The 14,018-nt window shown below is 54.9% G+C and carries 11 protein-coding genes and 1 other RNA gene; 4 read left to right on the top strand and 8 right to left on the bottom strand.

Annotated features, from left to right (window positions below; all coding sequences use genetic code 11):
• Positions 1-3: 3 nt before the first annotated feature.
• Genes ACZ5D1_RS08525 through ACZ5D1_RS08515 form a run of 3 tightly spaced genes read right to left on the bottom strand, consistent with a single transcriptional unit; the run spans position 4 to position 3,151 of the window.
• On the bottom strand, positions 4-2,106 hold the full coding sequence (locus ACZ5D1_RS08525) for a 7-cyano-7-deazaguanine synthase (protein ID WP_464554578.1): 2,103 nt from the start codon (positions 2,104-2,106) through the stop codon (positions 4-6).
• A complete protein-coding gene (locus ACZ5D1_RS08520; RefSeq protein WP_028588108.1) occupies positions 2,096-2,884 on the bottom strand; it encodes a hypothetical protein in 789 nt (262 codons plus the stop codon). The genes ACZ5D1_RS08525 and ACZ5D1_RS08520 overlap by 11 nt, the downstream gene beginning before the upstream one ends.
• 33 nt (positions 2,885-2,917) lie before the next feature.
• Positions 2,918-3,151: a LexA family protein gene (locus ACZ5D1_RS08515; RefSeq protein ID WP_009379056.1), complete on the bottom strand. Its 234-nt coding sequence runs from the start codon at positions 3,149-3,151 to the stop codon at positions 2,918-2,920.
• A 296-nt stretch (positions 3,152-3,447) separates the two neighbouring features.
• Here ACZ5D1_RS08515 and ACZ5D1_RS08510 point away from each other — a divergent pair, with 296 nt between their 5' ends.
• The 4 genes from ACZ5D1_RS08510 to ACZ5D1_RS08495 are packed head-to-tail and all read left to right on the top strand — an operon-like array spanning position 3,448 to position 6,247.
• Positions 3,448-3,690, top strand: coding sequence for a hypothetical protein (locus ACZ5D1_RS08510; RefSeq protein WP_464554576.1), 243 nt, complete (start codon positions 3,448-3,450; stop codon positions 3,688-3,690).
• 34 nt (positions 3,691-3,724) lie between these two features.
• Positions 3,725-4,249, top strand: coding sequence for a DUF2924 domain-containing protein (locus ACZ5D1_RS08505; protein ID WP_464554575.1), 525 nt, complete (start codon positions 3,725-3,727; stop codon positions 4,247-4,249).
• Positions 4,242-5,828, top strand: coding sequence for a recombinase family protein (locus tag ACZ5D1_RS08500; RefSeq protein ID WP_464554574.1), 1,587 nt, complete (start codon positions 4,242-4,244; stop codon positions 5,826-5,828). Before ACZ5D1_RS08505 ends, ACZ5D1_RS08500 begins: the two co-directional genes overlap by 8 nt.
• On the top strand, positions 5,825-6,247 hold the full coding sequence (locus tag ACZ5D1_RS08495) for a hypothetical protein (protein WP_027370645.1): 423 nt from the start codon (positions 5,825-5,827) through the stop codon (positions 6,245-6,247). The genes ACZ5D1_RS08500 and ACZ5D1_RS08495 overlap by 4 nt, the downstream gene beginning before the upstream one ends.
• Positions 6,248-6,666: 419 nt before the next feature.
• On the opposite strand, the gene ssrA is transcribed toward ACZ5D1_RS08495, so the two are convergent.
• From ssrA to ACZ5D1_RS08470, 5 genes are all read right to left on the bottom strand, one after another.
• Positions 6,667-7,026: a transfer-messenger RNA gene (gene ssrA / locus ACZ5D1_RS08490) on the bottom strand.
• Between the two features lie 94 nt (positions 7,027-7,120).
• Positions 7,121-7,705: a hypothetical protein gene (locus tag ACZ5D1_RS08485; protein WP_027181943.1), complete on the bottom strand. Its 585-nt coding sequence runs from the start codon at positions 7,703-7,705 to the stop codon at positions 7,121-7,123.
• An 87-nt stretch (positions 7,706-7,792) separates the two neighbouring features.
• Positions 7,793-8,980: an ATP-binding response regulator gene (locus tag ACZ5D1_RS08480; RefSeq protein WP_011367859.1), complete on the bottom strand. Its 1,188-nt coding sequence runs from the start codon at positions 8,978-8,980 to the stop codon at positions 7,793-7,795.
• 19 nt (positions 8,981-8,999) lie between these two features.
• Positions 9,000-10,091 carry a response regulator gene (locus tag ACZ5D1_RS08475; RefSeq protein ID WP_011367860.1) on the bottom strand — a complete coding sequence of 364 codons (1,092 nt, stop codon included), beginning with the start codon at positions 10,089-10,091 and terminating at the stop codon, positions 9,000-9,002.
• On the bottom strand, positions 10,088-13,816 hold the full coding sequence (locus ACZ5D1_RS08470) for a response regulator (RefSeq protein ID WP_273195730.1): 3,729 nt from the start codon (positions 13,814-13,816) through the stop codon (positions 10,088-10,090). The genes ACZ5D1_RS08475 and ACZ5D1_RS08470 overlap by 4 nt, the downstream gene beginning before the upstream one ends.
• Between the last annotated feature and the right edge of the window lie 202 nt (positions 13,817-14,018).

Here is a 14,018-nt window from a genome sequence, read left to right as displayed (position 1 = left end):
GGGTCACTCGTTGACTATCGGGCGGACCTCCCAAACGATCTCCTCTTCGGTCCGGTAGACCGGTTCGTTGCCGCACTTGATGGACTCCTTCAGGTGGGCGGCCAGCGGCTTGTCATACTTTTCCAGATACGTGATGGCCCGGTTCACGGCACTCCGGAAGGCGTCGCGGATGTTCTTCCGCTTGTCGTTGGATTTCCGGAGTTTGCCACCCAGACCAACCGCCTCGTTGATTGCGGCGGTGATCTGGGTCATTTCGTTCTCAAGCCGCTGGATTTCGGCATCGTTGTTTTCTGCCCGGGCTTCTTCAATTTCCCGAAGAAGCTCGTGAGCCGTCTCCCGGTATTGCTCGACGGCCTTGCGGTCGGCAACGAAGCCGGTATCACCCAACGGAACCCCCTGGGTGACCTGAAAACCTTCGTCGGTCTCATTGGAGTTCAGGACCGCGTTGCAGCTATCGATGGCAAACCCGCAGACGATCTCGTAGACCGAGGTTTCCTTGTTGGGCCTCGCTAGGAGGAAGTTGATGTACTCGGCTCCTTTGTCGACACCCGTCACGAGCACCTCGGCGTTGCCGTTAAAGCGTGCGGCCCAGACACCCCCACGCTTCCTGAAGTAGTTGTCTGGCTGCTTCTGCTCGACCGGAATAGCTGGGACAGAGATCACCGATCCCGATTCATAGACCGTCCTGAGCAGGCAGTCTCCCGGCAAGGTGCGCTGACGGATGGCCGTGATGTTGCGGGCGACCATGGTGTCCATCGCTTCGCAGACCTCCTTGGCGTGGCGTTTGTAAAGGTCATAGACCTTTTGGGCCACGCTTCCTGGGTTCCCATTCAAGTAGCGGAAGACCCGACTCACCTCGCTGAATCGAGCGATAAACTGGGTGATGTCATCCTGATCACGGACCTGGTTGGCACGCTCCAGGTACGCGGCAGCCATAATCTTGTCCTCGTCCTTGCTTCGGCTTTGGGTGAAGATGTCGGCCTTGTAGGCTTCAACCGGGTCATACTGATCGGCCTTTGCCGCAAGCATGGCAAAACGCCTGTCGATGCACTGCGAACACGTCCCACAGTGGGTATGGTGATTGGTCATCTCCCAGGTGTGCGTGCAGGTAGTCGACGCCGCGATCATGTCCTGGCATCCAGCCTTGGTGATCACCTGGATGACATCGGCCTTGGTTTTCCAGATGTAGGGATTCTCAATCGTGAACGGTTCGCCAGCCACCAGGCTGATGATTTCCTGAAAACCTCGAATCACCCTGGGATGGGTGGTGCGTGTTGCCCGGCCGCCGACTACCTGAGCGCAGACCGGCAGATTCAAACTGATGACCCCGTTTTCGTAAAAACGGACGCTTTTCAGATTGAGCATTTTTGCGATGGTCGCCCCGATAGACACATAGAGGAAGGATCGGCTGCGCTGGGTGTACTCGTAGTTCAGCCCCTTGTTCTTGTTGACCCGGACGCCGATGTGTAGCGGGGCGTTTTCCCCAGCCTTGTCGGCAATCATCTTTTCCAGTCGCCGGTGGCGCGTGTTGAGCTTCGGTGTCGACTTGTGGGTAACAAGGACGACCTTGTGTTTTTCATTCAGAACTTCATCGATGGCTCCCGCCAGCGAGTCCAGCCCACCTGAAAACATCACTACCTGTTCCGGATAGCCGAAGAGCCGTCCGTCATCATCAAATTTCAGATATCCCTGGAATGCCTGAGCCTCTTTCAGTTTGACGAACTCGAAGTGATAGTTGTCGTCAGACAAGAAACCAAGCGTGGAGCGCAGCGCCTGGTGGATATCGTCTCCGTTCCAAAAATCTGGCTTCCGCACCGGGATGATGAAGTGCAGATCCCTGCGCCAGCCATGGCCAAAAGAATCGACGTCGTCGGCCCCTCGTGGGATGGCCTGATCGGCACTGTAAACGTAGGTGGCGATTTCGAGCAGGTCCTGGAAAGAATCAGGCACGTCCTTGCTCATCTTTTTGTGGATGTCTTCAATGCGTAGGGTGATCTTGTCCGGCCCATCCTTGCCCCACAGGCGCAGGCGCAGATCACGGTCAGGATTTTCTTCAATCCCATCGGTCGGTGCGTTCCCACAGATGATATATCGTTTATCTTGCATCGGCTCGCGCTCCTTCTTTTAGCTCGTCCTTCATCTTTTTCAGCGCGTAAGAGGCGAAGCCATTGGAAGACTCCCTGGAGATGTCACCACCTTCTTCGTACCTGTGCTTCGAAAACCAATCTGCTGAAAACTGCTCGACGATCAGGGACGCCTCTTTACAGTGCGTGTTCAGAGCCTTCTCGAATTGTCCCATTTCATTCATGGTGGCAAAGCGCTGGCCCTCGCCCAGATGGGTAGCCAGCGTTTTTGAGAGGAAGTAGTTCATGCTCTCGTTGGTCAGCTTGGCGAAGAAAGTCCGCGACAGCTCTCCGAACTCCCGCTTTTTCCCGAGCGCTGCCAGTGCGGCCCGAACATCATCTGGCCCGGGGGCGAAGAGAGACGGCAGTTTTGGTGAGATGTGCTCTACCAGGGCTCCGACCAATGCACGCTGAGACATTTCACCGAGGTCAGATCGGCCACCGTTGGACTCCAATTTGTTATCCAGGGCCTCGGAGACTGCGGCTGCAAGATCGGGAAGAGATGTATCCTGCGGCAGGTTGACACCGAGGGATTGGAGATGCTCGCCGAGGTTCTCCTTTTTTGCGGCAATGGCGAGTTGCGTCATCAACCAGACCGCCTCGGTGAACCCCTTATCGTTGAGCACGAAGGTGAATGCTTTATCGGCTGCCCGGATTGTTGCGTTTGCGATTTGGGACACGTCGGCACCGGCCGTGATCAGGCCGACCACCTCTTTCCATGCCCTCGACCTCGGAAGGCTTCCAAGTCTGACGTGCCCCATGTCGATCTCCTTATTTTTCGCGACCCAGCATCGTTATTCGGGCCTCCTGATGACGACGATGCTTCGGGCCTTACGAGCTTCTTTCTTCAGATAGCCTTTCCGTACCAGTTGAGCGATTTGCTCGTGGGCGCTCGCGTGGCTGATACCAAGGACTTCCGACAATTCTTTCACCGTTGGCGGCAACCCCTTTTCATCGATGATTTGGCAAATGACCCTCAGCGTGTTTGCTTGTGGGTCGGTTATTTCCGATACCTTTTTCTTTCCCATGGCGATTGCTCCGTGTCGTAGCCACTGAGCGGATTAAGCCCAATTTATGACCACAAAATATACGACCTGATGAACATCAGGTCAATCAAAAAAACAGGACTTCTCGTCTGATTCCGTCATCTTGCACGTCCCTCCGGTAGGTAACGAACGCAAGTCCGGTTCAAGCCGGATGTAACCAGATAACCGACCAGAGGCGGAGCTGAGGCGGTTGTGGGTGCCATAGAACGCGCATCCCGACCGCCGCCGTTTTCTGGCATCCACGCCATCCAGCCCCCCGGTCCAACCGGAGGTGTTCGATGTTGGATGTCCAGGAAATGAATGATGGGCCGGGGACGGATGACCTTGGCAAAAACGGCAAACCCGGCCGCTTGTCGGGTGAGGCGAGGCTCCAGTCAGCCGCCTCCATTCTGGCCACGGCGGTCCTGCGCCGAAAGGCAAAAAACGCATGTGTGGGCAATGAGTTAGAGGTTTTTGAAGATTCTTCCCCTGTGCTCGGAGAAGGACTTGATTCATTGCCGGAACAGAGCATTCATTCATGACAACTCGTCCGGAAACCAAAATAAGGAGTTGAAAATGAATGAGTTACAGAACGCCGCCACCGGCGGCAAGAATCAGGACCGAACCCGAAACTCAGTCCTTCGGCAGATGGCCCTGCTGCAATCCATGTCCCTGGAACAGCTCCGGGAAAAATGGCTCGACCTCTACGGAGAAGAGCCGCCCCAGTACAAAAAGCAATTCCTCATCAAGCGGCTGGCTTATCGCATCCAGGAGCTTTTCTACGGCGGGCTGTCCGAGCTGGCCAAGGTCCATCTTCAGCAGGCCGCCAAGGAGGACCCGGTAGCCACTGTCAATCGACGAATCCCAGAAGAGCGGAAATCGAACGAGGCGATCCTGCCCGGGACCAGACTGGTGCGGATCTGGAACGACCGGCGCTATGAGGTGATCGTCCTTGCCGATGGCTACGAGTTCGAAGGTCGCACCTTCCGGTCGCTCAGCGCGGTGGCCAGGGAGATCACCGGGACGCGCTGGAACGGCAAAGTCTTTTTCGGGCTGAAGAAGGTTTACGGCAGAAAAGCCGAGGGAGGTTCGGATGCTTGATAACAGCAATGTCGCACCGGGCAAGAACAAGACCCTGCGCTGCGCTATTTACACACGCAAGAGTCATGAAGAAGGACTCGAACAGGAGTTCAACTCGTTGGATGCGCAACGGGAATCGGCGGAACACTATATCGAGAGCCAGCGGATGCGGGGCTGGACGGCTCTGCCGGATCGCTATGACGATGGTGGTTTCTCGGGCGGGAACATGGAGCGTCCGGGGCTACGCCGCTTGCTGGCGGATATCGACGCTGGGAAGATTGACGTGATCGTGGTCTACAAGGTCGACCGCCTGTCCCGCTCGTTGCTGGACTTCATGAAGATGATCGACCTCTTCAACGAGAAGGGTGTCAGCTTCGTCTCGGTCACCCAGCACTTCAGCACCACCGACCCCACCGGCCGGATGTTTCTCGGTATTCTGATCACCTTCGCCCAGTACGAGCGGGAGGTCATCGCCGAACGTATCCGGGACAAGGTGGCGGCAGCCAAGCGCCGGGGGAAATACTGCGGTGGCGTGCCCATCCTCGGATACGACGTCGACCGGGACAACAAGAAGCTGCTGGTCAACCCGGATGAAGCCAGGACGGTGCAATACATTTTCCGCCGCTTCATCCAGATCGGCTCGGCCAAGAAGCTGGGCCAGGAATTGAACGAACAGGGATACCGCACCAAGGCCTGGACCACCAAGAAAGGCAAGGTGCGTGAGGGCTCCGAATGGAACACCGCCCACATCTACCGGCTGCTCAATAACCGGATCTATATCGGCGAGATCGCCCACAAGGACCGCAGCTACCCCGGTGAGCACGAAGGGATCATCGACCGGGCGACCTGGGACAAGGTTCAGGCCATCCTGGAGGACAACAAACCGGTCAAGGTTTCCATGGCCAGAACCAAAATGGTCGCCCCACTGAAAGGCGTCATTCGCTGCGGCCACTGCGGATGCGCGATGGGACCGACCTACGCCCGCAAGAACGGCCGCCACTACACCTATTACATCTGCCAGAAGGACAGCAAGCGGACCTTGAGCCGGTGTCCGCTCAAACGGATTCCCGCCGGGGACATCGAGCAGGCGGTGATCGAGCAGTTGAGCGCGGTGTTCCGCACACCGACGCTGGTGGCCAAAACCTACTTCGCGGCCCGGGACATCGAGCAGGTGGAGCGGGAGCGGCTGTTCAAGCAGAAAGCCCAACTCGAGATGGAGCTGTCGCAGGCGCGGGAGCAGGCACTCGAACTGATGAAGCCCGGCAGCGATCAGCCGGGCAAGGCAGAGATGCTGACGACCGTCAACCGCCAGGCGGTCGAGCTCTCGAAACAACTGACGCACGTGAGCGAGCGATGCAGAGCCTACCGGGGGAACAGCATCACGGAACAGGATGTATCGGAGGCCTTCCAGAATGTCGAAGGCTTCTGGGAAGACCTTTTCCCGGTGGAGCGAAACCGGCTCATCCGCCTCCTGGTGGATAAGGTCGAGATCCGCGAGACCGGGATCGACATGGAGCTGCGCACCAACGGGCTGACAACGCTCATCGCCGAGCTGGCCGGTCTGGCATGCGAAGTCACCGAACGGAGGGCAAGCCGATGAAAATGAAGCCGACCATTACCGTTGCGGACAACGGCAACCTGCAGATCCACATCCCGATGCTGATCCGGCGCATGCGTGGCCGCAAGACGGTCATCGCTCCCCAGGCCCTGGATGGAGAAATCACCGGAGCGCAGGAACCGGTGCAGTCCGCCGTCCTCCAGGCGCTGGGCAGGGCCTTTTCCTGGGCCGACATCCTCGAATCCGGCCAGATCAGGTCCATCAGCGAGCTTGCCCGTACCCTCGACGTCGATGGCTCGTATGTGGCCCGCATTCTCAAGCTGACGACCCTGGCCCCCGACATCGTCGAAGCCCTGATCAACGGCGAGGAACCCAACGGGCTCTCGCTGGCCAAACTGACCCAGACCTTCCCGGAGGACTGGGCCGAGCAGCGCCGCCAGTTCGGCTTTGCCACCGACTGACGACCGGACCGGAGACCGCCCCAGAGAGCCGACCATCAGCGTCGGCTTTTCTTCTTTAGGGGGCAGGAAGCCGGAGTTGACCGCGCTTCTTTTCATGGCCGAGGCGGGCGATTTCGAAAAAAACGTCCGGTTGCGGCATCGAACGATGACATAAGACAACCGCCCAAAATGGCAATCAGCCGCAAACCCATATCAATCAAGGATGTAGCTTTCCGGACGCGCTTCGGACTTCGTCCGGAGAAAACAGAGAATCAGGGGCCAAACAGAGAAAGAAAGGCTGGAAGATGGGGAGAATCGATGGTGCGGAGAGGTGCTTTGGAAAGATGTGAAACGGGCGCAAACCCTTTAGAAACAAGGGGAAAAAGAAAACCCGTCACCCCGGAGAATGACCCCAGAGAGACGGGTTTGTCTTTTCTAAATGGTGGAGGCGGCGGGAATCGAACCCGCGTCCGAGAACAGTCCACTCGAAGCTTCTACAGGTTTAGATCAGGTATTCAAGCTCGCCATCCGGTGATGCCCCTGATCGGGCTACCGGCGGCAAGTCTGTCTTAAAAAATCTTACACCCGCTGCGACAGACGGCTTTGGGTGCCAGTCGGATAAGTTTGTCACTGGTCGGCGTATCTGACGTCAGCCAATCAGTGCGGCAAGCCTAATTAGGCTGCCATTGCGTATTCGTAATCGTTGTTGGCAATTACATTTGTGCCGCTTTTAACGAGGCCAGCGGCGCCTCGACCTGCCACTCCGGCTTCTTTATCCCCGTCGAAACCAGTGCGCCCCCTTCATAAACAAAATATTACCGGCCACAGAAGGGATTCTGTCCGGCTGCACACACCATGTAGCCATTAACAGAGCGGCTGGCAAGGGGGAAAACGTTAACCGGCAAAATAGAAGTGAGACATGGATCCCCTGAGGCTCACCCGGAAGTCTCTTCCGCCCAAAGATGACTGAGCAAGATACCTCTCGTGTCTGCCGCTGGCGTTGACAGCAGCCTGTATGCTGTTCAAATCCCGCACCAGTTCGGCCTGCGCCTTGATTTCAGTAAAAGACTCTTTAAGTTCCGGAACGGCGGCAACAGCCATGTCCAGCTTGTGCTTGTCCGGATGGCCGCCCAGCACGGCAAGCTCTCCGTCCTGCAGCTGCAAAGTTACCTTTTCATCAACGCTCAGACCTGCACTGGTCAAAGCACTGCGCAACCCATCAATAAAGGCATCCTGCAGCTGAGATATGTTGTTTTCCAGCACCGGAGCAAGACTCCCCCCCTGTTCTGCTATGGCCTCCAGTTGCCGGCGCACTGCAGGGTCCACAGCCGAAAGACTGATTCTGTCCGTCAGACGGGCCAGACTTTCGGCCGGACGGGCAGGAGGCGCATTATCGTCTGCACCGGCAGAATGCGCCCTTTCGCTGTGCGAAATGTGCATCATTCTGGCTAACGGGTTAAAAGCGCCATCTATAGGCACGGAAGCTACCTCCTGACCGACACTGCATGTATTTCCCCCTCAGGGCATTCCGCAGGGAAGTAGCAAAATGGATGCCAGAACAGGCATTCAGCAGGGAAGCAAAAAGGGAAGAACCACGCTGAAGGTGCTGCCCACACCTTCTTTGCTGACAAAGCTGATTTCCCCGCCATCACGCTCTGCCAGCTGTCTGGCCACAGCCAGCCCCAGACCGGCCCCGCCCAAACGCTTTGTAAGAAAATGCTCCGCTATGGAAAAAGGAGCAAAGATATCACCCCCTTTGGCTTCCGGAATACCGCTGCCTGTATCACGCACATCAAAACGCAACCAGACAGCTTTCCGGTTGTCGGCTGTGCAGATATTTTCGCACGTCCAGAGAGCAACATGCAGATCCACAGTCCCGACAGAGGTGTAGTTGCATGCGTTATCAAGCAGATTGTGCAGAATCTGGATCAAAGCCCCGCGGTCTCCGGCAAGCGTGCGGGGAACACCATCCTGCACTGTGTGCGTGAACAGAATATTTTTTTTATCCGCCACAGCACCAAAGTGCCTTATCAGCGGAGCCAGAGCTTCCTTCAGAACAAAATTATCTTGGGAAGGACGAAGCATTCCTGCTTCAAGGCTCGAGTGTTCAAGGATGTCGGAAACCAGCGACCCCAGCCTGCCCGCCGACTGCTTCAGGCTGGCAAGAAGGTACCGCTGTTCACCGCTCATGGAAGTGGAGGAGAGCAGTTGTGCCATCCCCAGCACTCCGTTAAGCGGAGTGCGCAGTTCATGGCTGACGTTAGCCAGAAAAACGGTTTTGGCTCTGTTGGCTTCTTCAGCTTTTTCTTTTGCACGTTCCAGAGCTCTTGTCCGCTCTCTGACTGTCTTTTCAAGAATGCGCTGAGTGCGGTATATCACCAGATGCGCTCTTACCCGTGCACGGATGACAAGCTGAGAAAAAGGCTTCTGGACGTAATCCACAGCCCCCAGGCTGAACCCTTTTTCCTCATTGCCCTCATCATCCAGTGATGTCACGAATATAACCGGAATGGCCGCAGTAGCCGGTATTTTTTTTAACGTCCGGCAAACCTGATACCCGTCCATACCAGGCATCACCACATCCAGCAGGATAAGATCCGGCGGAGAGTCTCCCGTTGCGATTTCCAGTGCATCGTGCCCGTTGGTAGCCGTAAGCACAATGTATTCGTCGCGCAGGATACCATCAAGAACGGCAAGATTGGCCGGCATATCATCCACACAAAGCACGGAAAAGCGTTCTGCGGTATGTATCATATGGCACCGCCCTGAACGGTCATCTCCTCAATGCCTCACGCTCTTCTTCCAGATCTGCGTCTGCGATGGCTATGGCGCGGATTTCTTCCTGATGTCGTTCAAACAGTTCACACAACACAGGATCAAAATGATTGCCGCTGCCCTCCAGCACTATCTGCACGGCAGTGGAATGGGGAAGGGGATCTTTATACACTCTTTTGCTGATAAGTGCGTCATACACATCGGCAACAGCCATAATCCTGCCCGAAACGGGAATAGCATCGCCGGCAAGTCCTTCAGGGTAGCCACGGCCGTCCCACCGCTCGTGATGCGAATAAGCTATTTCTTTGGCAACGCTCAGAAAAGACTTGTACTGCAGCAACGACTCCGCTCGCTCCAGAGAGTCCCTGCCATACACCGTATGCAGCTTCATGATGGCAAATTCTTCTTCTGTAAGCTTGCCCGGCTTCAGCAGAATATTGTCGGGTACGCCAACCTTGCCCACGTCATGCAGGGGGGCAGACTTGTGCAACATACTTACAGAAATCTGACGCCAATATTCCTTATAGGCACCTTTGGCCTTGGCGGCGGAAGCAAGCAGGCGGACATAGTTCTGCGTCCGCTTAAAATGCCCACCAAGTTCGTTGTCACGCATTTCGGCAAGGCAGGCCAATGAAAAAATAGTCACATCCTGAGTCAGCTGCAGCTCACGGGTTCTGTCCCGCACCAGATCTTCCAGCTGATCCTGATGCGTCTTCAGTTGCAGATGATTCCTTACCCGCGCAAGCACTATGGAAGGGCGTACCGGCTTGACTATGTAATCCACAGCCCCCAGAGCAAGACCGGCAGCCTCATCCTCTTCTTCTCCCTGTGTAGTTACAAAAAGAACAGGAATATCGCGCGTCTCGTCATTTTCCTTTAATCTGCGGCACACTTCGTACCCGTCCATTTCAGGCATCAGCACATCCAGCAGAATAATGTCGGGCTTCATCGGCCCCGAGGCCAGTTCAAGAGCCTCGTATCCGTTTACAGCAGCAAACACCTGATGCTCCTGTTCCAGAATCTGCTTAAGGATAAGAATATTCACATGGTTGTCATCAACTATGAGAATCCGGTTGGTTCTTTTCATCATTGCACCATCCCGTTCTCTTCGGTTTGCAGATGTATACGGTCAAGAAGCTTCAGCGCAGCCTTAAAGTCGAACTTATTCAGCGCGCGGACAAGATCATCGTATATATCCGGCTGACTGCCCTGCAGAACGCTTTTCAAGCCTTCAACAGATTCAAGTGCACGCGTATCATGCACTTTAAGAAGTGCACGCAGCTTTTCAACCTGTTCCGCAAGCCCTTCTGAAGATACATGACCGGATTCAGGGGCATGTTCCGCTTCAAGTGTTTCCAGATAATGCTCTATCTCGCGGAGCGTCATAAGCATGCTGCTGCCCAGTTCCGTCACCAGAGGCGCGCACTCAAGCAGCTGTTCCTTAAGGCAGTCACTGATTTCAATTGAGATATTGTACAGGCGCTTGGCGCCGATATTACCGGCAACACCGCGCAGGGCATGATTAACCCGTCTTGCCTCATCTGGCATATCCTGCCCGATATACTGCCTTATGGTTTGCGGATAAGTTGCAAACTCATCCGCAAACTCTCGCAACAGCCCGTTGTACAGTTTTCTGTTCCCTTTGATCCGCTTCAGCCCCGATTCAAAATCGAGCAGGGGAGCATCTGCATACCTTGAAGAATACGGCTGATCCGCATCATCACCAGCGTCATCAGGCTGCGGCAGTTCCATCTCGGCAGAAGACGCAATGCCGTCCGCACCTTCTGGGGCATGGTTCCGTTTTATCCAGTTTGCCAGCGCAGCATACAGCTCATCAGGGTCTATCGGCTTGGTTATATGATCATTCATACCTGCACGCAGGCTGGTCTCTCTGTCGCCGGCCAGAGCATGCGCCGTCATGGCTACGACCGGGGGCTGCTTTTTGTGCTGCAACTGCCTGATACGCCGGCAGGCTTCAAGCCCGTCCATTCTGGGCATCTGGATATCCATAAAAATCAGGTCAAAGTCATAGTTTTCCACAAGAGCCAAAGCCTCAAGCCCATCACCCGCCAATGTGACGCGCACACCGACACCTTCCAGCAGTTCCTTGGCGATCTGTCTGTTGATTTTATTGTCCTCAACAACCAGCACGCTGGTATCTGCCAGCTCCTGCCGTAACTGAGCCGTATCTATCTGGATAATGCGGCTTTCCTGCTCGGGGCGGCTGCTGTATTCCGGAAGGGCATCAAGGATGGTATTCAACAGCAGAGATCTGGCAACAGGCTTGAGCAACACCCCGTCAATAATCTCTGAAGGAATTTCACCCAGAACCTCTTCACGTCCGTAAGCGGTAATAATAAGAATGGTGGGGCGCACCGGCAGATCAAGCTGCCTGATATGCCGTGCACACGCCAGACCGTCCAGACCGGGCATCCGCCAGTCAAGCAGCACTACCTTGAAGGGTTCGGCTGTTTTCTGAACAAGATCGACCGCCTCTTCACCTGATTCTGCAAGAGTCACATCAAAGCGGAGGGACTCCAGAACCTCTTTAAGAATGGCGCGCGATGTAAAGTTGTCGTCGGCCACAAGCACCCGAGTGCCTTCAAGACCGGTAAATGAAAGGTGCTCTGCGGCGGAATCTGTTCTGTGCCGTTCAAACTCCAGCTCAAAAGAAAAAATGCTGCCGCGGCCGGGCTCACTTTCAACATGCATCTCGCCGCCCATCAGCTGGACAAGCTTGTTACTGATACTCAGCCCGAGCCCCGTTCCGCCGTACTTTCGGGTAATCGAGCCATCGGCCTGAGAAAACGGGTTGAACAGCTTTGCCAGATCAGAGCTGCTGATGCCTATGCCGCTGTCTTTGACGGCAAAACGGATGCGGGACTTTTCACCAGAGCCTTTAACAAGCTTGACAGAAACAATGACCTCTCCACTGGATGTAAATTTGATGGCATTGCTTACCAGATTAGTCAGTACCTGCCCCAGCCTCAGCGGGTCTCCCACAAGATCAAGGGGGACGTCTTTGCCCATATCAAGCAGAAACTCCAGACCTTTATCTGATGCCGCAATGGAATTGACACTGGCCACATTTGTCAAAGTGGTTTCCAGGTTAAACCGCACGCGCTCCATATCCAGTTTGCCGGCCTCGATTTTTGAAAAATCAAGGACATCATTAATGACCCCGAGCAACGAATTGGCGGAAGACTGTATTTTTGTAAGATAATCAAATTGCTTAGGCGTAAGTGCTGTTTTCAGCGCCAGATGGCACATGCCGATGACGGCATTCATGGGGGTGCGGATTTCATGACTCATACGGGCCAGAAACTCTCCTTTGGCCCGGCTGGCATTTTCAGCCTCTTTACGCGCCGTTTCCAGCTGGGAAAGAACAATCTTCTTTTCCGTAACGTCCCGAGCAATGCCCCTGAAGCCCAGCAGTTCTCCGGAATCACCTTCCATGGGCACCATGTTCGATTCCAGCACCACCCGCAGGCCGGCCTTGTGCTGAAAAGCGTTTTCGTGGTGTTCAACGGCGGCGGCGTTTTCCACTGCTTTCATAAAATGCCCCCATGCGGTGCGGGCATCATTGTAGGACATAAGGTCAAAAATACGCTTTCCGTATGCCTCTTCCACACTGTATCCCAGTATTTCCCGTATGCGCGGGCTTGAATAGGTAATCCACCCGCTCAGATCCATCTCCCATATCCAGTCGTGCGAAGTTTCGACAATCCCTCTGAAACGTTCTTCGCTTTTCCGCAAAGCAAGCACCGCCTCTTTGCGCTCCTGCAGAAAACCGGCCCGCATGAATGTCCCGACCATGCTCAGCAGACATACAAGAAAAAAAGCCATGGAGTAGGGCAGTCCTTCTGCCCACAGAAACTCCGTCATGGACGGAAAAGGCATGTAGGAAACAATGAACCAGTCGCGCAGATACTTATCCGGCACATGTATCTGCTTGTAGGAATAGATGGTGTGGCCCGCCGGAGAGGCCGCGACGGCTGCATACGTAAACACCCCGTCAGAGGTGGCGATCTGCCCGGAGCCCGTCTGCAGCATCTGCTGCCAGACCCCCGGATGCCGCTGGGCAAAATTAATACCCAGCGTATCACCGAACATGAACCCCCAGTGCTGCGAAGGGGTATCCGACTGCAACCAGTATCCCTCATGATCCAGCAGCATCAGCACACCCTGATCGGAGCTGCGCAACATCCAGGCGCCGTTCAGCATATTATCCGCAAGGTAATTAAAAACCATGATACCCAGAAGTTTGCCGCTTCTGTCCAGCAGCTTTGTCCCGATACGGATGATAGGCTTGTAGGGGACTTCAACCACACCGTTTTCAATATTAAGGTCCAAGCGTGATATGTAGATATTGTCAGGAGCCAGCTCCATAATATCTTTATAATAATAGCGCCTTGATTTATCAGCCAGATTCTCTTCGGGGACCAGAACCGGCCCGCTGTCACTCCGGTTGATGCGCAGCAGTTCCATGCCTGCGGGATCAAGCATACGAATCTGGTCAAACTGATTGTTATCCAGTGCAAAGGAGTACATGTCAGAGACCAGACGTGCAAAATTTTCAGAGGAGGGAACCGCGGCGTATTCCTTCAAAGACCCTCTGTTAAGCGCATTCAGTATACTCTGAAAAACGATATTCAGTTCCATGGAAATACCGTCATATGCGCTGCTCACGCTGGCGGATTCCTGCCTTTTTTCCAGATCGATCCGGTGCTGCATATCCGCATAGAGAAAAAGCGCGATGGCCAGAGCAGACAGAAACACCGCAGGAATGAACAGCGTGAGAAAGGCTGTGAACACGCCTGAGGAATTTCTGCTTTTCTTTAAAAAAAACGGCTTGAAATCAGGAGCAATCATGCCATCAATATAGATAGCTGACAGCAGGGCGGAAATGATATTCCGGCATAAAACAACTGAGGGTAAATAACGTAAGGACAAGACGGCGCGGAAGCGGACGGCAGCTGAGAACGGACAAAAAGAAAAAAGCCCCGTGAAAGGGGCT

The organism is Oleidesulfovibrio vietnamensis (assembly GCF_055388115.1).
Note: the sequence above shows the minus strand (reverse complement) of the source record. Positions and strands in the feature narration are given on the sequence as shown.

Coding starts and splice junctions, on each gene's coding strand:
- ACZ5D1_RS08505 (WP_464554575.1), top strand. CDS start 3,725: ATGAATGAGTTACAGAACGCCGCCACCGGCGGCAAGAATCAGGACCGA.
- ACZ5D1_RS08510 (WP_464554576.1), top strand. CDS start 3,448: ATGTTGGATGTCCAGGAAATGAATGATGGGCCGGGGACGGATGACCTT.
- ACZ5D1_RS08520 (WP_028588108.1), bottom strand. CDS start 2,884: ATGGGGCACGTCAGACTTGGAAGCCTTCCGAGGTCGAGGGCATGGAAA.
- ACZ5D1_RS08525 (WP_464554578.1), bottom strand. CDS start 2,106: ATGCAAGATAAACGATATATCATCTGTGGGAACGCACCGACCGATGGG.
- ACZ5D1_RS08495 (WP_027370645.1), top strand. CDS start 5,825: ATGAAAATGAAGCCGACCATTACCGTTGCGGACAACGGCAACCTGCAG.
- ACZ5D1_RS08475 (WP_011367860.1), bottom strand. CDS start 10,091: ATGATGAAAAGAACCAACCGGATTCTCATAGTTGATGACAACCATGTG.
- ACZ5D1_RS08480 (WP_011367859.1), bottom strand. CDS start 8,980: ATGATACATACCGCAGAACGCTTTTCCGTGCTTTGTGTGGATGATATG.
- ACZ5D1_RS08515 (WP_009379056.1), bottom strand. CDS start 3,151: ATGGGAAAGAAAAAGGTATCGGAAATAACCGACCCACAAGCAAACACG.
- ACZ5D1_RS08500 (WP_464554574.1), top strand. CDS start 4,242: ATGCTTGATAACAGCAATGTCGCACCGGGCAAGAACAAGACCCTGCGC.